The organism is Vreelandella lutescens, from assembly GCF_014640815.1.
GTDB lineage: Bacteria > Pseudomonadota > Gammaproteobacteria > Pseudomonadales > Halomonadaceae > Vreelandella > Vreelandella lutescens.
This window is the reverse complement of sequence record NZ_BMHM01000009.1, coordinates 24841-47310: the sequence shown is the minus strand read 5'-3', so window position 1 is coordinate 47310 and position 22470 is coordinate 24841. Positions and strand designations below refer to the sequence as shown.

The 22470-nt window shown below is 45.9% G+C and carries 18 protein-coding genes; all 18 read right to left on the bottom strand.

Annotated features, from left to right (window positions below; genetic code table 11):
* Window positions 1-68: 68 nt before the first annotated feature.
* Entirely contained in the window at window positions 69-1235 is a 1167-nt protein-coding gene (locus IEW65_RS16720; protein WP_188640591.1) for a nucleotide sugar dehydrogenase, read from the bottom strand.
* Window positions 1236-1503: 268 nt separating this feature from the next.
* A complete protein-coding gene (locus IEW65_RS16715; protein ID WP_188640590.1) occupies window positions 1504-2730 on the bottom strand; it encodes a glycosyltransferase in 1227 nt (408 codons plus the stop codon).
* A 299-nt stretch (window positions 2731-3029) separates the two neighbouring features.
* Window positions 3030-3836 (bottom strand): polysaccharide lyase, encoded by an 807-nt coding sequence (locus IEW65_RS16710; RefSeq protein WP_188640589.1) that lies wholly within the window; start codon window positions 3834-3836, stop codon window positions 3030-3032.
* A gap of 33 nt (window positions 3837-3869) precedes the next feature.
* Entirely contained in the window at window positions 3870-4805 is a 936-nt protein-coding gene (locus tag IEW65_RS16705; protein WP_188640588.1) for a lipase family protein, read from the bottom strand.
* Window positions 4805-5860, bottom strand: a complete 1056-nt coding sequence (locus tag IEW65_RS16700) for an SGNH/GDSL hydrolase family protein (protein WP_188640587.1) — start codon at window positions 5858-5860, stop codon at window positions 4805-4807. The genes IEW65_RS16705 and IEW65_RS16700 overlap by 1 nt, the downstream gene beginning before the upstream one ends.
* Window positions 5861-5878: 18 nt before the next feature.
* Window positions 5879-6901 (bottom strand): ATP-grasp fold amidoligase family protein, encoded by a 1023-nt coding sequence (locus IEW65_RS16695; RefSeq protein WP_188640586.1) that lies wholly within the window; start codon window positions 6899-6901, stop codon window positions 5879-5881.
* Between the two features lie 17 nt (window positions 6902-6918).
* Window positions 6919-7935: an ATP-grasp fold amidoligase family protein gene (locus IEW65_RS16690; RefSeq protein WP_188640585.1), complete on the bottom strand. Its 1017-nt coding sequence runs from the start codon at window positions 7933-7935 to the stop codon at window positions 6919-6921.
* The gene (locus tag IEW65_RS16685; RefSeq protein WP_188640584.1) at window positions 7932-10019 is read right to left on the bottom strand and encodes a glycosyltransferase family A protein; all 2088 of its coding nucleotides are present in this window, start codon (window positions 10017-10019) and stop codon (window positions 7932-7934) included. Before IEW65_RS16685 ends, IEW65_RS16690 begins: the two co-directional genes overlap by 4 nt.
* A gap of 136 nt (window positions 10020-10155) precedes the next feature.
* Window positions 10156-10431, bottom strand: a complete 276-nt coding sequence (locus IEW65_RS16680; RefSeq protein ID WP_188640583.1) for a hypothetical protein — start codon at window positions 10429-10431, stop codon at window positions 10156-10158.
* A gap of 43 nt (window positions 10432-10474) precedes the next feature.
* Window positions 10475-11815 (bottom strand): phosphoglucosamine mutase, encoded by a 1341-nt coding sequence (gene glmM, locus IEW65_RS16675; RefSeq protein WP_229755608.1) that lies wholly within the window; start codon window positions 11813-11815, stop codon window positions 10475-10477.
* A gap of 165 nt (window positions 11816-11980) precedes the next feature.
* The gene (gene glmS / locus IEW65_RS16670; RefSeq protein WP_188640582.1) at window positions 11981-13822 is read right to left on the bottom strand and encodes a glutamine--fructose-6-phosphate transaminase (isomerizing); all 1842 of its coding nucleotides are present in this window, start codon (window positions 13820-13822) and stop codon (window positions 11981-11983) included.
* A gap of 78 nt (window positions 13823-13900) precedes the next feature.
* Window positions 13901-14641: an O-methyltransferase gene (locus tag IEW65_RS16665; RefSeq protein ID WP_188640581.1), complete on the bottom strand. Its 741-nt coding sequence runs from the start codon at window positions 14639-14641 to the stop codon at window positions 13901-13903.
* Between the two features lie 20 nt (window positions 14642-14661).
* Window positions 14662-15675, bottom strand: a complete 1014-nt coding sequence (gene galE / locus IEW65_RS16660) for a UDP-glucose 4-epimerase GalE (RefSeq protein ID WP_188640580.1) — start codon at window positions 15673-15675, stop codon at window positions 14662-14664.
* A 50-nt stretch (window positions 15676-15725) separates the two neighbouring features.
* Complete coding sequence (locus IEW65_RS16655; protein ID WP_229755607.1) at window positions 15726-16892, bottom strand: polysaccharide pyruvyl transferase family protein; 1167 nt, start codon at window positions 16890-16892, stop codon at window positions 15726-15728.
* Window positions 16852-18888: a glycosyltransferase family 2 protein gene (locus tag IEW65_RS16650; RefSeq protein WP_188640579.1), complete on the bottom strand. Its 2037-nt coding sequence runs from the start codon at window positions 18886-18888 to the stop codon at window positions 16852-16854. The genes IEW65_RS16655 and IEW65_RS16650 overlap by 41 nt, the downstream gene beginning before the upstream one ends.
* A 45-nt stretch (window positions 18889-18933) precedes the next feature.
* Window positions 18934-19899 (bottom strand): hypothetical protein, encoded by a 966-nt coding sequence (locus tag IEW65_RS16645; protein WP_188640578.1) that lies wholly within the window; start codon window positions 19897-19899, stop codon window positions 18934-18936.
* 46 nt (window positions 19900-19945) lie between these two features.
* Window positions 19946-21631: a coiled-coil domain-containing protein gene (locus tag IEW65_RS16640; protein WP_188640577.1), complete on the bottom strand. Its 1686-nt coding sequence runs from the start codon at window positions 21629-21631 to the stop codon at window positions 19946-19948.
* 233 nt (window positions 21632-21864) lie between these two features.
* Complete coding sequence (gene rfbC / locus IEW65_RS16635; RefSeq protein ID WP_188640576.1) at window positions 21865-22413, bottom strand: dTDP-4-dehydrorhamnose 3,5-epimerase; 549 nt, start codon at window positions 22411-22413, stop codon at window positions 21865-21867.
* Between the last annotated feature and the right edge of the window lie 57 nt (window positions 22414-22470).

Genomic DNA, 22470 nt, shown 5'->3' with positions numbered 1-22470 from the left:
ACTCTATAACGCACCTAATATCACGCAAATGCAGCTATCACGCCAATGCATCAAGGTATATTCGTAAATTAATCGCTACCAAACAAGTCACGGGTGTACACCTTTTCCGCAACGTCATGAAGCTCTTCCACCATGCGGTTGGCTAGGATCACATCCGCCTTCTGTTTAAAAGCATCAAAATCGCGCATAACCACCGAACCAAAAAACTTCTCTTTATCCAGCGCAGGCTCATACACCACCACTTCGATGCCTTTCGCCTTCAAGCGCTTCATCACACCCTGCATGGCACTGGCGCGGAAGTTATCGGAACCGGTTTTCATAATCAGGCGATATACACCGACCACTTCCGGGTTCCGGCGCAACACCGACTCCGCAATGAAATCTTTACGTGTGCGGTTAGCTTCCACGATGGCCTGAATCATATTGTTAGGCACATCTTGATAGTTCGCGAGAAGCTGCTTGGTGTCTTTCGGCAAGCAGTAGCCGCCATAGCCAAAGCTAGGGTTGTTGTAATGCTTGCCAATACGCGGGTCTAAGCCAACACCTTCAATAATCTGCTTGGCATCCAACCCATGGCTTTCCGCATAGGTATCCAGCTCATTAAAGTACGCCACACGCATCGCCAGGTAGGTATTCGCAAACAGCTTAATGGCTTCTGCTTCGGTACTGTTGGTCAGCAGCACCTCAACTTCTTGCTTAATTGCGCCCTGCTTCAATAGCTCAGCAAACGTGGCGGCACGCTCAGAGCGCTCACCTACAATAATACGCGAGGGGTAGAGGTTATCGTGCAGTGCCTTGCCTTCACGCAAAAACTCAGGTGAAAACAGCAAATTTTGAGTATTAAATCGCTCAGCGGCTTCCGTGGTGTAACCCACGGGAACCGTCGACTTAATCACCATCACCGCGTCAGGGTTGATCTGCATGACCTGCTGAATAACAGCCTCAACGCTTTTGGTATTGAAGTAGTTGGTTTCCGGATCGTAATCCGTCGGCGTGGCAATAATTACAAACGCAGCGTCTTGATACGCCGTTTCGGCATCCAGGGTTGCCGTAAAATGCAGGTCTTCACGGGCTAAAAACGCTGAAATCTCCGCATCCTCAATCGGAGATACGCGGTTATTCAGCATGCTCACCTTCTCAGGCACGATATCGACCGCGACGACCTCATGGTGCTGGGCCAACAGCATCGCGTTAGAAAGGCCAACATAGCCCGTACCAGCAACTGCAATTTTCATCCTTAACGTTCTCCACCAAGCTCTGTTGCATCGTTTATCGTTGCATCGTTCATCGCCTATGGCGACGGGGTGGCGCGATTGTATCAAAATACGCGCCCTTGAATTCACTACCACGGCACAATTTAATGGCGACCCTCTACATCAACCGTCTTTGTGTTATTTAGCACTCGATTAACCACTGCCTTGCCCAAGCAGGCACCAAGAGCATCAGGCCTGCCCAGCACTGTTAAAAGAAGTACTTCAAAAAAGCACTCATCATCAGCGGCCACTAATTTAAATAAAACACTTCCCACGCTTTACATTGCCGCTTAAAACTAACCTCTCCATTTCGTTCCGCCGAGAGGTAACGGCCACCGCCGTTGAGTGCAATCGCAAGACCTCTTCCATTACGCTTGAATGAGAGCGCCTTGCAGCCATAAGAGTCATTGGTTGAAAACGTATTACGGCTATCTAAAAAAAGCTGCTTTCCGGTCTCACTTAGCATCAGCACCTGCTGCTCTTTATCAAAGCAGACCAACTCATCATCGGCGTCTAAGATAACCTTATCAGGATCACAATGATGAATTTGCTCACTGCTGTGAGAATACAGCAGAACACTCTTATGGTGAGTCACAAGGCATGAAGCAGAAAAACCATCCCCAAGAAAATTCAGATGAGGTAATGTTTCAAGCGCCAGCGGGACGTTATCGCGCAAAAAGCAAAAACGGGAGGCCACTTCATCGTGACTGGAGGGAGTATCCAAACGCGATTTCTTCAATTTTTTTTCAAAGCGCTTGGCAAACACATCGCTACCTGGATGCACCGTTCGCACATACATCGGCGCTAAAGGGTTCACAATGAGTGGGTGCTTTTCATCTACCTTAGTATGATTACCCAGGCTGTAAACAGACAAAATGTTAGGCGGCTGGGCTGGGCGGTAAACCTGTATCAACGACAACCCCATGGCTATTTTAGGACTGTGCCGCTCCGTAAATGTTGAATACGCCCCTTGTTCGTAAATACCCTCGTAACCACGTGCAAATGAAATAGCATGCCCAGCAAACTGGGGCTCAATGTACTTATACAGCTCGGTTTCAAAGTCATCGGCTAACGCGTCATCGTCATCCAGACGCACCGTCGCGTAGCATACCTCCTCACCAAAGGTATTTAATTTTTCCAGCAAGTGCTGCTGCATTTTATGGATCACTCCCCCCTGGCTGGAAAGAGGAACAACATCCATATTGGGGCATTTCTGCTGGGCTAGCAGCAACCGCTGCATATTTTTTTCGGGAAGCGCCTCTGATGTAAACACCAGCACCGTGGTCTTATCTGCAGACATTTTCTGTAAAGACGGCAGCGTGACATTAAAAAAGAGCTCTTCATGCAACGACATACGCGCATCTGAGAAAAGCTCTTGTTTATATTTTTCAAATTCGTTATCGCGCCCAATGACCCAGGCGGCATTATTCTCAGACAACACGCTATAACGAATCATTACAAATGCATGCTTTTTCATTGGTTCTCTCCTTGTCAACGTGCCTGCTGAGTACATCTAGGGCACGCCACTCTGGAAAAACCATTTAAAGCACGATGATGGAGGGTGATAACAAACCATTCATACAGCACCACGCCAACCGTCTTTAAACAGCTTAGACAGAGTGGCGTGGGTTTCTTTTTTATTAAACCGGCTTTATTAGAACAACTATATTGTTTAAGCAACCATTAGCCGGTTAATTATAATTTCTACCTAGACTTAAGTTGTAGCACACCTTGGGGGAGCCGCTCAACCCACAGCACAGAAAATATCTAGCAAACCTATGACTGAGGTACATCAGGCGGGTGAGCAACGACGCTTATATCGTCAAATAACGCGCAATCCGTTTTGTAGCTACCATCGCTACGGCGTGGGGCCCATTCAGGGCTACTACCGCCATGGAACGTACTGAATAAGAGTCGCTGTATGTGACTGGCATCACTTTCACGGTCGCGAAAACGTAACCCAGCATGATCGATCAAACGCTGGTCATCTACCCAAACCGTCACACTTCCATTACTGGCAGAGGCTGGCGTATTTAGAACCACCTGCATACGCACTTGATAGTAACGCCCTGGCTCAAATACAAAACCTTCAGCGCGCTGGGTGTCGCCATAGCGGCCTGCCATATCTTGATGATAAATATACGTTTGCAAGCCACCATCACCACGGAACATCAAACGCGCGCTCCACCCTTCCGGAGTAATGGCATTGCCGCCCGCCACTGGGTTAGCCGGCCCCAGCCCGTGAAGCTTACCGCCACGAGCAAAATCAAAACCATCACAGAACTGCACCCAAAACGAAAGCGAGGATTGTGTGGCCGGTTCAATACGTGGCGACACCACCACACGACGGCTGCCTCGCTCGTATCCTTCATAATCAACCTGTAAGGCGGTACTTCCCTCTAAACCCACACCCGGCACTAGATGAGTCAAAGAATGATCCACTATTGCCTGCCCCACGGGAGATAATGTACTGCTCTCGAAGCGCTCAGTATCATCGTCGGGGCTTGGTGTTGACTCCCAAGGCTGCCATGCCAGTAACAACAAAAAGAGCAGGGTAGCGAAGGTTGTCCAAAGCTTATTCATTCATCATTTGCCTAAACGCTAACGCTAATAAATTTATTGCAATAGCTCACTGGCGCGCTTCTCTTTGAAGAGCGTGTCCCAGTGACCCTCATTTTCCACTACGTTATTGAGCATGTTAGCCCAAAATTCTCGAGGAGCGCTTTTGTGGCCCTTTCCCCAGTCACCTAAATGAACCAGCAGCCTATTATTCATCTGCTTAGAACCGACTTCTTCTGGCACTTTCATTTTTAATGATTTAATGAAAGGCGTGAAATGCCTCACCACATGGTGCTCATCTTGGATATTCTGAAGATAGATAGTGGGGTTTTTAACGCTACCACCATAGTAAGTACGGATATTCATCACCGCCTCACCTACAGCACGAGGATTTTCTTTTACCAGCGCAACGCTCTCTACTCCCAAGCAATTAGATAAAAAACGGTTCACATGAGGTTTGTAGTAATCGAGAATATTCGTTTGCGGATTGGAAGTGATACAGAACGCACCAGGAAACTTCCTAGCGTAATACAAACTAGCCATGCCGCCCGCGGAGCCACCGATAAAAATAACGCTAGACGCTTGTGTCAAAGCAATCACTTTATCAATAATTCTTGGCACAATAGAATTCTGTAAAGAGAAATACTTACTTCCCACATACCAAGCCATATTAATGTCGTCTGCCATATACAAACAGGGGTCATTAATAGAAAGACGGCTTACCTTACCTTTCGGAGCGACGCTTAACCCTGAAAAAATAGGTAGTTTTATGCCTGTGTCTCTTTTTTGCGCACCATTAAAGAAGACTACTAGGGGCTTGCCAACACAAACTTCAACATTCAAATCAATCAGGGCACCTTGTTCAAAAATTGAATAGATACCTGATGTTGATACGTTTGAGTCTTCAAAGCTCGCTAACGTTGTAAACTCTACAGGTTTTCCCCAGCGGTCAAATGAACGCTCATCACCAATACGTTTAATAGCCCAACTCATTACGATGCCTTCTTAACAAAGCAAGATGAAATATGCGAGATGAATATTTTACTGTTACTTTCGGGTTCTGCAGGCTCCATACCATAAGTATTTTGCATAATAGAAGCATCCCACCCAGCGCTACTTGTATCAACAGCGGTAAGCTTCACTTCAGTCATACCGGCAAAACCAACATCACTTGCAAAAAAATTATAAAGCGGCGTTTGCTTTAAAATAAAGCTAAAACGGCCTAGCGATGCTTTTTTACGCTTAGTGTTGATGATTTTCTTTTTTTCACCGGCTTCAATTAACAACGAGCATGATTCAAATTCAGAAATAAACGATATTCCTACTGGCACCCCTGGCACGCTCAGCACAACAGGCTCATTTTTTTTCAGCACGGTTGTTTTTTGCATAAAGCGAGAATTCTCGTAACACTTTATCTCGCCAGAAACTGATGACAGCCCCAAGCGCGGCAAGTCATTATCTAGCAATACTTTTTTATCGTTGAAAAAACCAAGCTCTTTAGCAACCAGAAACTCGGAAACAACCGTTTCAGAGATATATCTTGTAACAAAGGGCGACTGATAATGACTATCATCTAAATAAAAACTATCTAACGCGGCGATGCGCTGTGACTTATGCTTAAGCAGACTGTCAATATCTACTACCAACCCACCATAGCGGTGAGTAATATTTGACATCCCTTCATGCATCTTAGCTTGTTTTTCCCAAAATCTTTCTCTACGACGGCCTAATAAAATGGTGACTAGCATCGCGCTAGGATACTTTTCACTAATTTTATCGAGCAGCGCAGAAAAAGCGTATCCCCATAAGCGCTTATCATTAGAGTGCAAAGGCAGATCGTTAATACCGTATTCTACAAAAACAAGGTCAATGTTTTTTTTACCAAACATAGACAAGTTTTCTAAACCAAACAAACTACCCGTCGCACCTACTGAAATGTTAAAAACGTTTTCTACCTCAACACCCGAAGCACTCAGGCACTGAGGAATGAGCGTTGATAGGCCATCACGAATAACTAAATTACTTCCACCCACAAACAGTATATTCACTTACTGCTCCAATACTCGTTACATTACAATTTGTTTGTAGGCATCAAATTTTTTGCCATCCAGCAAATCTTTCATTAGCCTGTTTTGCGCAGCTTGAAACTCTTCACCTAACACACGATCCCACTCATCGAAGAAACCAGCTGCACCACCTGCATTAAATGTAAATTCACCAAAATACAGCTTATCTTTACCTGCCAAAAAATCAATTCTACTAAATGGGAAAGGTATCTGAAGGCTCAGCCGCTCAACCTGTTCGATATCATGTTGCGAAAATAGAGGAAACGACACTGGGCTACCCGGCTTGTAGCTTCTCTCTATTCTAGCTTCAACAATATTCCCAGTTCTTTCGAAGAACACATCCTCTCTTTTTTTTCCCCAACGAGCGACTTGAAGCACAAGGACGACTTTACCGTAAAAGGTATAGAATTTTACATCATAAGAACACTGCCCCTGACCGTCCAGAACAAGCTGTTCAACCTCCCACTTCATGCCACGGCCTGCCGTATTGGCAATAGCACTTAAAGCATCGCTTAAATTTTTGTATTTTTTCTGTTTGAAGACTTCTAGCACACTACCATCCGGCTGTAGCGCGATACCGAAGACATTTTTAGACTGCGCCCCAAATACAGGCTTAATAACAAAGCTGTCGCCAAAACATGAGTAATCTACATGTACTAACTCTGGTGTCGGAATATTGGTCAAGTACGTTTCAGGTACGCTCACACCTAACGACGTACAGAAAGCTTTGCCACCTGATTTACTATTGATCGCATTTCGGCTACTCACCGTAGAAGCCATTAGGCTACTGTTTATCATTCTCTGAAATTTAAATGACTTCGAGAAAGAATTAACAAAAACAGTTGAAAACGAGTGGGATACAGGAGGTACTAAAGAGTACTCTGATGCCTTAGCCCTAAGATCTCGCAATGCAGAAGAATCCCCGGTACGCACAACTTTCTTAATTTGGGTGTCAATTTTCTTGAACGACTCACGAATATTGGCAATTTCTTCTTCTACAACATCAAAGCATTCACGATTCATTAGCGCACCCAAAGGCGTTATTTTGAACTTAAATGTGCAAGAACTTTCGCCTCTGCACTCAGGTAGCACTCCCCAAGGTACCGATCAAACTCTTTATTAAAAGAGGAAAACTGGCCAGGGCGGGGGGTAAACTCACCAAAGGAAAAAGCGTTTTTACTTTTGATAAAGTCGATACGCATAAACGGCGTGGGGATCGCTTGGCTGACTCGCTTAGCAATTTCCAACTGCTCATTGGTGAATCCACTACCGACAAAACTTCTGCCTTCATAGCGCCCTGTTTCTGCCAAGCGGCCATCGGGTAGCCATTCGCAGTAACGGGTTTCATTGGCGCGTTCCACTTCTAACACAAACCCCACTTCGCCAAAGAAGCAGTAGAACTTGAGGTCTACCGGGGGCAGTGGCTTTCCACCTTCAAAATCACCAATAAACTCCTCCAGCAACCAGGAATCTTTTTTGATGGTGCCCTGCTCTACCATGCCGCTTGCCTTAGCCATGGCATCGCTGACGGTGGGCAGTGTTTCACCAGTGCGTACTTCAAACGCACCACCTTGTTCATCAAAAATAAAGACGCCGTGGCTGGATGAGCCATTTTCAGGCTTAAGCACCGTGGCCGATTTAGGCTCAATGCTGGCAAGCGGCTGGTTGAAGGCAAACGTTTCGGGCCGCTTTACGCCTAGCTCATCAATAAACTGGTAAGCGTAGCGTTTGTTGTTCAGCTTCCATTCGGGTTGAAAATTAAACAACTGCCGACGCCGTGTGGCCTGCACCAACAGCTGTTGAAAAGAGGCCACATTGGTAAGGGGCACCTTATGCTGACTCAGCAAGCGGGTAAATTTTTCCGTTAATTCATCGGCACTTAACAGTGCCGATACTTGCTCCAGTACAGCTTGGCGCTCATCAGCAGGTAATTTCTGGGTAGCGGCCACCACCTGATTGGCAATGGCGCGTTTTTGTGCCTTTTCTCGCTGTACCTTTTCTTCTGCTTGGGTAAGCGCTTCTAACAAAGCGCTCACATCCTGCTGGCGTTTACTCACAGAGCTCCCCAATTTTTCAAGCCCATAAAGTCAGGGTACCCATCCAACGGGTACTCGGTTAGGGCTTTATCGGCAGTTTTATAGTGGTTGGCATCAACCGTCTGGCCCATCACAACGGGCTCTACTTTACCCTGTTTCAGCAGCTCGAAGTAGAGGTTGCATAGGGCTTCCGGTGCCTTGTGGAAGCTAGGCCAATGGAACAGCGCCACCTTCTGCTTGGGGTGCTTGCCGATAAATTCAGCCGCTTTCTGGCAATCCTCTAAACGAGAGAAATCGCCTGCAATCACGGTATTAAACGTGAGAGGCTCATCAGAGCGCTCGAACATGCTGCGTGGTGCGGGGAAGGCCCGTTTGGTTTTCGCATCCTGTACGTTCAGATGCTTTTGCGAGGCATGCCACCAAGCACAAATTTCACGGTAGATATGGCGCAAGCCAAAGTAGACTGTACGTACATGCGTTGCCTTCGTACGCGTGAGTGACGACTCTTCATCCAACGCAAATGCCAGCGGCGTATCCGAGTAAATTTTAGCGAACGATTTTTTACCGAACTGGGCCTGCATGCGCCAGATGTATTCGGTGTCGCCGCCAATACGCACGTGGTCCCACTCGCCTACGGTGTCTAACACTTCCTTACGGAACATGAAGGAGGACTGGCTCCAGTGTGTTAGGCAGTTATTGGGGCGCCAGTTTTGCGTAAACGCCAGGTTATCCTGCGCACGAATCCAATGAGCGGAGCAGCCCATGACCTTGGGGTGCTTCTCTAGATACGCTACCTGAGTCGCAATTTTTTGCGGATGCGACCAGTCATCGCTGTCATGGGTGGTGAACAGCTCACCCGTGGCAAATGTGAGGCCGTAATTACGCGCGGCATACGCCCCGCCATTGTGCGGCGGCTGCACAGCTTTTACGCGGGGGTCTTCTTTTGCGAGGGCTTTCAGCACATCGAAGGTGTGGTCGGGTGAGCAGTCATCCACCGCGATAATTTCGATGTTATCGTAGGTTTGCGCCAGCAGCGACTCAATGGCGATACGCACCTGCTCACCCGCGCTATAAATCGGCATGATGATCGAAACTTTTTTCGCACCCTTCACTTTGGGCGCAGGCAAGCCCACCACATTACCAATGGAAAGCGGCTGGGTTTTATCTTTACGGCGAATACCGCTAAACCCATGAATGGCGAAGGCCTGGTTAATCAGCTCAATGCGCCGGGCATCATCATTTAAGGCGTTAGCAAGAGCAAAATGGGCATCGGCATCGTTCGGGTGGCGTTCTACAAAAGGCTTTAACGCCGCATAGGCTTCTTCCGGGCGGCCCAGGGTTAATAAGCAAAAATAGGTCAGGTAGACCGTCTCTTTACGAGATTTGTTGGCCGCCACCAGCTCGCGCATTTTGCCTGCAAACGCCAACGCTTGTTCGATTTCGCCACAAAAATAAAGCCAGCGCGCCGTGTGCCACATCGCCCACCAACGGGAAGCCTCGGTAGCTGCTGGGTCGTTATAGACCACTTCCAGCGCTTTTAACGCCGAAATAGAGTGGCCGTTCCACAGCTGAACCGCGAGGTTAGCCGTGCCATTGGCCTCTTTATCCTTTATCTCATTCCCATTCACTTTACCTTTGTAAAGGTAGTGCAGCAGCGGTACTTCATTCGGCTGCATTTGGGTGCTGTGGCTTTCGAGATAGAAGTCGTTATCAAAGCGCTTGCAGGGGTTCAAACCTAACCGCCAGCCTACCGCTAGGTAGTGCAGCATCGGGTCTACCTTTTTCGGTACCCACACCTCATGCTCTACCAAATACCACTTACCGTTCACTAAACGGGATTTCTTGACCAGCGCAATGTCGTTATCCACTTCCCCAGGGCGAACGATTTCCAGGGCATCGCGCAGCAACTGATCGCACACCTTCTTGTTTTCGATCTTGCGCAGAGAAAGAGCTAAATTCACGTAAATAGGCTTGAAGCCGCTGTAACGATTCAGTGCTTTCACGTAAAAGGAAGCCGCCTGTTCAAAGGCTCCCTGCCGATATAACTCATTTCCTTTTTGAAAATTCATAGGGTCGATCGGGCTCTCTGTGGTCATCATGTTCATGGGCAAGATTCAAAAAAGAAGGGGCACTGTTGCCCCGTTGCAGATACAAAAACTAGACGAAAGTCTTAATAGATTATCATAATAAAGTAGGTCTATTCAGCTCTCATCAATGCTTGATAAAGTGCTTGAACAGATGCTAAACCGAAAAATCGAGCCCTAGTTCTCTCTCAAGCTCAGTCGGCTCATAGTAAGCCTGAGAAGTGCGGCCATCATTATGTTCTAATTCCGCAATTTTCTTTTTTAAACGTGAGTTTTCTTCTAAAAGCTGACTTACCTGCTCTGCAAGCTGGCCCCTGTCTACCGCATGGTGCTCAACGAGTGACTGAATACGCGCAACTAATTCCGCTATTTTAGCGGCCTCCGATTTTTGTTCGGGTGTCGTATTTTTTGCAGTGTCATTTGTTTCGCTCATGGTCCCTTCCTTGAATAGCATAAGATGGAGTGTGATGTGTGAATTACGCCTGTGGCAACGCTTTAGCGATATGCTGTGCGCACCCATCGGCAAGGGAAGCATCGCTGGCTTCCACCATCACGCGAATTAACGGCTCGGTACCCGATTTACGTAACAGCACCCGCCCCCGGTTACCCAATCTCTCTTCGGCGACTTGAACCGCTTGCTGCACGCTGGGGCTGGTTAAGGGGTCTGCCTCGCTAGCCTTGAAGCGTACGTTAACCAATACCTGTGGCAGCTTATGCATGCCCTGCTTCGCCATAAACAGCGTATTACTTTGATTAAGTAACGAGGTAAGCACGCGCAATGAAGCAATAATGGCATCGCCAGTGGAAGCGTGGTCTAGGCTGAGCAGGTGCCCAGAACCTTCCCCCCCTAAGCGCCAACCGGTGGCTTTTAGCTGTTCCATCACGTAGCGGTCGCCTACTTTGGCACGTACAAACGGGATATCTAAGGCGTTTAGGGCCTGCTCTAGCCCTAAATTACTCATTTGTGTGCCCACTACGCCGCCCGTATAACCCGCCTGTTTGGCATCTTTGGCTAATAGGAATAACAGCTCATCGCCATCTACTACGGAGCCGGTATGATCTACCATCATCAGGCGGTCGGCATCGCCATCCAGCGCAATACCCAAATCCGCTTCATGAGCCAGCACCGCCCCACACAGGTTACGCATCGAGGTTGCGCCACACTCTGCGTTGATGTTCACACCGTTAGGCTGGTCGTGAATACTGATCACCTCTGCGCCTAACTCTTTGTACACAGCGGGGGCCACTTTATAGCCTGCACCGTTCGCACAATCGACCACGATCTTAAGGCCCTTCAAGCTTAACGCGCTGGGCAACACGGCTTTGCAGTACTCGATATAACGTCCAGCGGCATCATCAATACGGCGGGCTTTGCCTAACGCTTCCGATTCCACACACTCCATACCGCCTTCCAAGGCAATATGCAGCATGGCTTCAATTTCTTGCTCTTGAACATCGGTCAGCTTAAAGCCGCCCTGGCCGAAAATTTTAATGCCGTTATCGTAAAACGGGTTATGAGACGCACTGATCACCACGCCGGCATCGGCCCGAAACGTAGAGGTAAGGTATGCCACCGCAGGCGTAGGCAGCGGGCCTACCAAGGCAATATTCACACCCGCTGCTGAAAAACCCGCTTCTAGAGCAGACTCCAACATATAACCGCTGGCACGGGTATCTTTCCCGATAAGAACTTCTTTAACGCCTTCAGCACCCAATACCTTACCGGCCGCCCAGCCAAGCTTCATGGCAAAGGCCGGTGTCATCGGAAATTCGCCTACACGGCCGCGAACGCCGTCGGTGCCAAAATAGTGTCGCATGATGTCAAAACCTGAATAGAGGAAGGTGAATGGTGAGTGGTGAGTAGTGAAGAGTGAGTAGCCTGGGAGGGAGCGGGAGTAAATGCGGCAGATGGTGCGAGGGCGGCGATGAGCCGCCCCGATAATGCCACCCCACTAACGCTGGCACCCACGCTATGCCAAGCCTTACTCCACCGTGACGCTCTTGGCCAAATTGCGCGGTTTATCCACATCGGTGCCTTTTACCAGCGCCACGTGATAAGAGAGCAACTGAAGCGCCACCACGTGCAGCACGGGGGAAAGCAAGCCGTAGTGCTCAGGCATTGCCAGTACCTTCACCCCATCCGTTGACCTCACTTTGCTGTCACCATCAGCAAACACGTACAGCTGGCCGCCGCGGGCACTGACTTCCTGCATGTTGGCTTTTAGCTTTTCCAGCATTTCATCGTTGGGTGCCACCACCACCACGGGCATTTCGGCATCGACCAGGGCGAGCGGGCCGTGTTTCAGCTCACCGGCTGGGTAAGCTTCTGCGTGAATGTAAGAGATCTCTTTCAGCTTCAACGCACCTTCCAAGGCAACTGGGAAGTGGCGGCCACGGCCTAAAAACAGCGCATGGTGCTTATTAGCAAACTGCTGTGACCACGCTTGAATGCTAGGTTCTAGCGCTAATACCTTTTCAACGGCAATGGGCAGGTGGCGCAGCTCATCTAAGTAGTCCTTTTCATCTGCCTCTAATAACCGCTGCTTGCCTTTTGCCAGCAGCAGGGTAAGCAAAAATAGCGCGGCCAGCTGAGTGGTAAACGCCTTAGTAGAGGCCACGCCGATTTCTGGCCCGGCACGTGTAATGAAGCGCAGCGCGGTTTCACGCACAATGGCAGATTCCGGCACGTTACAAATCGCCAGCGTATGGGGGTGGCCCAGCGCTTTAGCGTGCTGTAACGCAGCTAAGGTATCAGCGGTTTCACCGGATTGAGAGATCACTACCACCAGCTGGTTCGGGTTGGGCACGCTCACGCGGTAGCGGTATTCGCTGGCAATTTCTACATTGCAGGGAATACCCGCCACTTGTTCTATCCAGTATTTAGCCGTCATGCCCGCATAGCTGGAGGTGCCACACGCCAGGATCAATACAGAATCAACTTGCTCAAACACTCCCTGGGCATCGGCCCCAAAAATGCCGGGGTGCAGCTGCCCTGCCCCGCTGAGCATTTCCAGCGTATTGCCTAGCGCTTGGGGTTGCTCAAACATCTCTTTTTGCATGTAGTGGTTGAACTCACCCAGCTCTACCGCATTGGCAGAAAGGTGAGAGGTGACGACATCGCGCTTAACGGGTTGGCCAACGGCATCTACCACCACCACCGCATCACGGGTTAAGCGGGCAACATCGCCATTTTCCAGGTACATCATTTGCTGCGTGACCGAAAGCAGCGCAGAGGCATCCGACGCGGCGTAGTGGCCCTCTTCCGTTATGCCCAGCATCAGCGGCGACCCTTCACGGGCCACCACGAGGCCATCCGGCTCTTCTTCACTGACGACCGCCAGAGCAAACGCCCCGGTCAAATGCTTGACCGCACATTGAACGGCTGAAAACAGGTTTTCTGCGGGTTCGCCTATTTCACCCTTAAAGCACGCTTGAATAAGGTGAGCGATAGTTTCGGTGTCGGTATCTGACGTAAACACATAGCCCAACGCCTGCAACTGTTCACGCAGGGCTTCGTAGTTTTCGATAATGCCGTTATGCACCACGGCCAAGCCTGCCGAGATATGCGGGTGGGCATTACGCTCTGCGGGCACCCCGTGGGTTGCCCAGCGGGTGTGGGCAATGCCAATAGTACCGGTGAGTGACTGCTGTTCAACGCGGGCCGCCAATTCCGCCACGCGCCCTTTAGCACGCGCCCGCTGTAAGCCATGATTGATGACTGCCAAACCAGCTGAATCGTAACCGCGATACTCCAGCGTCGAGAGCCCTTCTAATAGAAAAGCGATGCTATCCTTTGCGCTTACCGCGCCTACAATGCCACACATGGTATTCTCGTTAATTCAAAATTAGTAATGTAATGCAGAAAATTTGAGGCTTAACAGTTGTCACAAAAATATTGTTCTTTACTTACGTGTTAGTAACCCTAAGCCTTTCTCTAAAGGGAAAAACTCCAAGTTAAAGCCGTAATTCTCAGCCCAATGCTCACAAACATCTTTCTCATCTTGTCGGTTGGCATCATCCATCCACACTTGCGCATTTGGAGAAAGACGATCTATGAAGGCAGGCACCGCGGGGTAACGCGCGTATTGGCACGTATTGCCTGGAGGGCCGTCTACTAAAAGTAAATCCACCCCCTCTATACCCGCCAAATTCAAGGGATACCATTTAGAAATAGGATCAGCACCCGTTGGATTTAGATGCGGCCCTTCCCATACTTCTAAACTACCTACACGCAGCTCCACCCAAGGCGTTAAGTGTTCATCAGCAAGTGTTTCATAGGTTTGGTTAGCGTACTTTTCTAAATGTTCAAAACTATACAACTTGCCAAACCCATTTTGCCGAAGTGCATCTGCAATAACTAATGTTGAAGACCCACTACCTGTTTCAACAATAATTTTTGGCTTATTTTTACGAATCCAAGTATGTAGCTTCAACAAAAAATCAGGAGAGACTGGCCAGCCTCTCAAAGGTGGCAATTGGGCTTTTAAAGAAAGCCTCTTATTTAACCACATGACACTTTCGACTTGTGTATATAAGTTATCAATTGCCTTATGCAAATCAGAGCGCAGATAACTTAATTTTTTATCAGTAGACGAGGAAATGTTTTTTTCTAGAGCGCTAATTAAAGTCGAAAAGTCATCCATTTACACAGCCTTATTATAGTCTAGTAGCCAGTTGGGTTATTGACCTGCCATCGCCAAGCATCTTGACAAATACGTTCAATGTCAAGTTCTGCCTTCCAGCCAAGAACCTTGTTAGCCTTAGTGGGATCCGCGTAGCATGCAGCAACATCCCCTTGCCTTCTGGCAACGATGTCGAAAGGTATACTTTTGCCACTTGCTTTTTCAAAAGCTTTAACAAGCTCTAATACGGAGACGCCTTTTCCTGTACCTAAATTAAAAGAACAGAAATCAGCAGCCTCATTGTTTGATATATACTTCAATGCTGACAAGTGCCCTTTTGCCAAATCGCTAACGTGAATATAGTCTCTAACACCTGTTCCATCGTGAGTATCGTAATCACCTCCAAAAACGCTTAATTCTCGGAGCTTACCAACAGCCACCTGCGAAATATAAGGCATGATATTATTTGGAATATCTTTAGGATTTTCACCTATCAAACCGGACTCATCCGCACCTGCTGGATTAAAATATCTTAGATTAGCGATCTTCCAGTTATCATCAGATTTTGCAACATCGGACAATATTTTTTCGACCATCAATTTTGATTGGCCATAAGGATTAGTGGTTGAAGTAGGAGCAACTTCAGGTATAGGTAACTTTTCAGGTGTACCATATACTGTTGCAGAAGATGAAAAAACAAGCTTTTTAAGCTCATTCGCAACCATCGCTTTCAAGAGACTTATAGTGCCAGTAACATTATTATCATAGTATCTAACTGGAAAAGCATTTGACTCACCAACAGACTTTAAACCTGCAAAATGTATAACAGCATCTGCAGCAGAGCTTTTAATTGCCAAAGTCAAATCGTGAGTATTTCTTACATCACCCTCAATTAAAGATATTTTCCTATTTGTTATTTTTTCAACTCGATCTAAAGACTGTGAACAGCTATTTGAGAAATTATCGAAAACCGTTACATTCCAGCCATTAAGCAAAAGCTCTAAGCAAGTATGGGAACCTATATATCCAGCGCCGCCAGTAACAAAAACATTCATAGCCATATTCCAAAAAAGAATGCCTTTCCTAATATGGAAAGGCAGCAGACTTAAGGGGTGTTGATTTCAGGCAATCCATTCGATGTTAAATAGTTGTTAAAATTTTCAAATAGATAGCCTAGCCTTTCATAAAAAGCCGTGTAATCTATTAAGTCAGCAACATTTCCTTTTTCTATGTACTTAGAAAAATCTTCTATGTTAGCTGAAGGCAATCCATGAAAATCCGTTAATTCTTTGGTACGTGCATCATGCACTAGCCATAAAGCTGGCACCCCAGAAAGAATTGATGCCATATTCACGTGAAAGCGTGTTCCATAAGTATATGACACATGCTCCTTATTAAACTCAAGCCAAGGCTTTACTTGCCTGAAGAGTCTATAATAAGCAAGATAGTATTTCTTTACACTATCATCTTCAATATCTCCAAAATATTTCTTAGCTTTAATACCTTTCCAGTAGTAAGGCAAATCAGGGTTGCTACCATTCAACAATTCGTTATAAAAACTGTGAGTAATTCTAGAAACAGGCTCTATATTGAAGTGCTTTTGGCTGTAAGCATAAGCTAACACTTTCCTCTCATCTTCATTTGCCATATTGGTTAAGCTTACAGCAGGACGGCCATTCTTATTTTCTAAATTTTTCTTTATTTTTGAAAATTCCTCAGGATATGAAAAAAATGACGGACAGCCTGTAACATACACATTATTAATACTAGAAGACTGCTCAATAACTTTTTTAGTAAATTCTCCTCTTACTCCTAAGTAGCGGGATCTTTCACTTAAAAACTCTAGCAACTTTACCGCCTCAACTCCTAGCTTAGCATCTGAAATATCAAAATTCTTTTTCTGAATCCCCAAACCAAAAACAACAACTGGGACATCGTATTGCTCTAAAGACAAACGAAGCCTTTTATATTTTTCCTCATCTGGCTTGTCAATAGAAAGGCTATTAGCAAGAGTAATAATCAAGTGACTGCAATCGCTATTAACAAAGTCCTTAAAGCCAGATTGCTGGCTATACCATTTTTTATAATCTTTGTTATAAACAGCATTGTCAAACATCCTAAGCGGCGCTTGAGCATGGATCATATTACCGGAGTTCTCAGGCTTTTCCACTGGAAACTCTAAAGGCAACTCAGGCAAACAACCAATTACACCAATCTTCTTCATAAACACCTCAGTTTTTTTGATTAAAGTAATATTTTCTACATGCGTCATTTTTCATATCTTGAGGCGAATAATTATAATTATCTACTTTTTGCCTCGCAAGCGAATCATTAACAACTTTGAAATGATTCACTTTTTGAATACCTAGTTTCTTTATTGAAGTGTTTTCGCCATGAAGAACTCGATTGTAAGCAATAACATTCAAATGCTTAAACGGGCCTACTTCACTTAGTTTCAAATACATATCATAGTCAACAGCATTAGTTATTTTCTCATCAAAGCCACTAGTCAAGCTCCAAGCCCTAGCTGTGAACATTCTAAAATGGTGACAGATCATCGCTGACGTAAGCTTTTCTCTAGAATATACTGGCCAATTATAACCCACTTCAATTAATTCACCATCAGCATCCACATTTCTATTTGCAGTATAGACACATGCTAAGTGGCGATTTTTGAAAAACTCTTTCAAACAAAGCTCTACAGCATCAGGTTCTAAATAATCATCCGAATCTAATTGACCTATATAGAAACCTCTACACAAGTTTACCGCTGCATTTGATGCCTTACCAATACCCCCATTAATTTGAGAAACAAAACGCACACGAGGATGATTATTAAAATTCTCTTTTAGAAGTAATAATGTGTTATCTGTGGAACCGTCATCACAAATGCAAACTTCTAAATCAGTAACTGTTTGCTGCAAAGCACTTTCAACACATTTGATAATAGTTTTTTCACAATTATAGGCGGGTATATAAATGGAAACGAGAGGAACTCTGTGTATTTTAGATTCACTAATTGGTGCTAACTTACGATAAAAATAAGGGACTTTTTCTTGTACAATCTTTATTGTTATAGCTTTACCGGCAGCCCTATCGGTTTCATTTTCTCTTCCTGGTGGCTCTTGGTGGTAGGCCATACCACCATGAACAACTTTAAAAAAACACCCTGCTCGGAAAAGACGGTAACCAAACTCATTATCTTCCCCCCCCCAATGAGTAAACTCTTCATCGAACCATCCGATCTTATGAAGCCATTTTTTTGAAAAAGCAACATTGCCACCAGAAAAATACCTAAAAGGGCTATCACAAAGACGAAGATCTTCAGTTTTTTTAAAGTGCTCTAAGCGCCAGTCAACAGAAATATCACCTTTCTTAGAATTTCCAACATCGCTGTTAGTTCTTACTTCTGGCAAGCTCTCTATTAAAGAGCTGTTCCCCAGCACTTCTTTTGCACTGATATCATGAGTATCCACATATTTCCTAGGACCTATTAAAGCAATATCATCGCATTCAATCAAACCATCCACATAACTTTGAACCCAATGAGGACCGGGAGCCATATCACAGTCTAAAATAGAGACAAAATCATATTTTGCCGTTCTCATTCCTAAATTTCTAACTGCGCAGAGTTGATAACCATAATCTCTTTGGCGTACAAACTTAATATCCAACTCATTTTCGTATTTTCTAACTATATCAGTCAAATCCTCACTACTACCATCATCAGCAACAATAACTTCAAATGAGTAATCTGAAACTTGATGCGTTAAACAGGCAAGCGTGATATCAAGAATACGATGACGATTAAAAGTTGGTATGATAATACTTAAACCAACATCAGAGCCAACAACTGCAGAATTAGGCTTATACTTATAATTTAAATACCACTCAAAATCGTTCGGCCCTTCAGGTAATGGTGCCAACAATAAATCTGAAGGCCAGTCGGCTGGAACAGGGTTAACTTTTTTTAAATTATTGATTACTTCTGACTTATGCCCACAAAGCTCTTTATAAAACTTCAGAAACTCTTTCTTTGTTTCTTCTGATATCTCTAGGTCATTATCATTACTAAGCAGAAGCATTGAAATTGGATCTAAATCCACTTCCCTAGACAAACCTGTTTTTTTTAAACAAGCCTCTATATTATATTTAAATAATTTGTCGCCATATTTTTTTGCTGCCATACGGTAATAGCTTAGCGCCCGCACATATTCTTTTTTATTAAAGAGCTTATTGGCTTCAGATATCAAACCTGCTTCGATCATGAGATTATTACTCCTGGCTAATCAATCCCTGCAAGACATAGAGAACTATGACTTATAAAATTTTGTCAAATGCTTACCCAGTGCACTTGAAGCACTTGCGATATATTTCTTTTGATCATAAAAACCTTTGTCCAGTTGATTACTAACACCTTTGATTAGATCAGCAATCTCTTGATTAGAAATCAGTTTTTTCTTAAGACCATTTATTACTTCGTCTTTTTCTATTAAGCTTTTTTCTAACGCAGCATTTCTAGTTTTGATAGCGTCTATTTCAAGGTAGAGCGAATCCTGCTTTTCTCTTAATTCTTTTTTTTCTTCAGTGATGCTTTCAATTTTATTTTTCGACAACAATAAATCTTTTCGTACAGATTTGATTTTTTCCTCAAGCTCAAAGACACGCAAAGAACTTTTCTTTAAATCTAAAAAATAAGGATTCCGCACAAATTTTAAAAGTGGAAAATCAGGATCATTATTAGCGTTTTCACATATCTCAAACCCTTCTTCTTCACACCACGCTATAACTTCAACTAACTCTGGTGTATTTTTATAAAGCTGCATTACTCCTATACGAAGCCACAAGCCATTAACATGCTTATAGTTAGGGCTCTTTTTTATTAGACTCAGAAATGGCCATACCAGTTCCACCTGCTCTATTATAACTGTATGCAAAACTGAGCAATGTTGTTCACTTAGCAGTTCATCAATCCCTAGTAAAGAGTCAGGCGCACTATCGACTAACTTTAACCCAGGATAAAGATCATATAGCCCTGTTGCGGGTTGACTAGCATTAAATTCTGGTAAATTAAATTCATAATACGGTTTCTCACCACTTATTTCAGCTACTTTACTGATTTGTAGTGAAGCATCTGGAAAGAAACCTTGTACTTCCTTCCATTGTTCAACACTAGCAATAGGAGCTACAAAAAAAGCCTGATCAACAGGATTAAGTTCTCCTAGCATAGTGAGCGTTTCAGGCCTAAGGGGGCCTAAGTAGAGTAAATTTTGACTCATGGTAGCTCGCTTTTAGCCGTAGGCAGGTAAAGAAGAGGCGTTGCGCTTAGTGCTGCACAGGGGCAGGCAACTGTTGGCGCGGCTGAGTGGGAAAACGCTCTTCATGCTGGCCATAGCGCAGGTAGTGGAGCAGTGGGTTTTGGCCGGAAATGGCGACATCCGGGTATTCACACAGGTAGAAGTAAGTATCAAATTTGTCGCTGGGGTTGCGCCCTTCAATGGCTCCAAATTTGAGGTAGTGCTCGGCGGGTTCAATCCCTGCGGTTTTTACATCGGGATACTGTTCACAGTACCACTGGGCATCGAAGAAGCCGCTTTCTTTGATCATGGCGAGCTGTTTTGGCAGCGCTCGCTTAAAGGGGCGGCTATAGCGGTAGGCCGCCGCCGCGTTGCGATGCCCGCTTACCCGCAGCCACTGGGTAATGCTTTCGCACTGGTGCTTCATCAACTGCTGTTCTTGCTTAAGCACGTTGATGGTTTTTTGGCGGCTATCCGCCTGTTTTTTAAAGTGATGGGCGTTTTCGGTATTTTTCACCAGCTGCTCTTGAGCCTCATGCAATTGAGCGACCACCAGTGCTTGCTCTTGAAGCAGTTGCTCTTGCTGATGCTGTGCTTTGTGCTGAGCGCTGGCAGCTTTATTTACTGCTTCTTGGTGCGCTTTAGTAAGTGCCCGCTCTTTTTGCTCAGCTTGTTTCACTGCCTCTTTGTGCGCTTTGGTAAGTGCTTGCTCTTTTTGCTCGGCTTGCTTACTTAGCGTTTGGTAGGCGGCTTGCTGTGCTTGTGTTTCTTTTTTCTGCTCTGCTAGGGCTTTTTCAAGCGCTGCTATGGCGCTTTTGTGTTCATCTTTTAGCTGGCTAAGGGCGGTTTTACGCTCTTCCAGTTTGGCTTCTTGGCTTTTGGTTTTCTTTCTTAGCCAGTTGAGCTTAACCTCTTTTTCTTCAAGATCCGTTTGATGTGCTTGGTTGGCTAGGATGTTTTCTTCTAGCGCTTCTTGCACGGTCATTAGTTGTTCTAACAGCGCGGCGTTTTCTTGCTCAATGCTGTGCGTGTGGTCTTGCAGCTTGGCGTGTTCGCTGCTCTGTTTCGCACTGGCTTCTTGGGCTTGCGTTAGCTGTTCGCTCAGGGTGTCTTTTGTTTTTTCGGTTTCAAGCAGCTGGGCGCTTTTTTCTGAGAGGCGTTCTGTCGTTTCTTTTAGCTGTTTCTGGTGCGCTTCGTTATTCGCCTGTACTTCTTTGTGCTGTTGCTGCAGCTTTGTTAGCTGCTCTGTGAGCTTGGCGTTTTCTTGCTGTGCTTGGTTTAGCTCACTGTGTTTGGTATCGCGCTGTTGGTGCTCTTGCGCTAGGTAGTGAAGGCTTTGTTCTACGGCTTCTACGGCGGGCTGCTGCCATGTGGCTACGTGGGCACTGCTGGCTTTTAAATAGCTGTAGGCTTGCTGTAGCAAGCTATCTTCTTGGGTAAGCTGGTGCGCCATTAAACGGTAAATAGGTGCCGCACCGTTCAGCGAGAGCTGAGCTACCAGCGGCAGCGCGGCTGCGGTGGCCGCCTTGGGCACATAGCCTTCTAAAGTCACTTGGCGGCGCTTACGCTTATAGAGCTTTTGAATCAGGGCGGCTTGATGGCTCCACTGCTTGGACAACTCTTTAGGATACTTACCTTCCTGCAAACAAACAGCTAACCAAGCAATGGGATGAGGCCATATCAAGATACATTCGTGTTTATCATTGGCGTTCAACCAACCTTCCAATCCTGATAAATCTTCTTCTGTGAAATCCGATAAAAGCAACTGCCTTGACTCTTCATCGATACTTTCAACATTATCCTCTAATAAATCATTTAAACTAATAAATGATTTATTACCCCCTGCCGAAGAATTCTCTCTGTTATCAAGAAATTTTTCGGTTCCGATATATACGGCTAACGACATGGTCTGGGCAGCTCCATTCACTTCTTTAGTAGTCATTTGGTTTACTTAAAATAGGGCGCTTCGTTCACGCTAAGCCCTTGCGCATCTTTGGCGGAAAGGGCGGGCGGCTGTTGGTTCACGAGTGGCCATGTGATGGCGAGGGCTGGGTCATCCCAACGTACCGAGACTTCATCGCCTGGGGCGTAGTAGTCGGTGCACTTGTATTGGAACTCTGCTTCTTCACTCGTGACATAGAAGCCGTGGGCAAAGCCCGGTGGCACCCATAGCATTTGTTTGTTTTCTGCACTTAAGTGCGCGCCTACCCACTGGCCGAAAGTGGCCGAGCTTTTGCGCATATCCACGGCCACATCGAACACATCACCTTGCGTAACGCGCACAAGCTTGCCTTGGGGGTGTTGGTGTTGGTAGTGCAGCCCACGCAGTATGCCCTGCTTGGATTTGCTGTGGTTGTCTTGCACGAACTGATAGGGGCCGCAGTGTGTTTCAAATTCGCTTTGACGAAAGGTTTCCATGAAGAAACCGCGCTCATCCCCAAACACTTGCGGGGTCAGCAGAACAACATCAGGAATGGCGAGTTTTTCGTATTTCATTAAAGAGCCGTGAATGGTGAATGGTGAATGGTGAGTGGTGAGTGGTGAGTGGTGAGT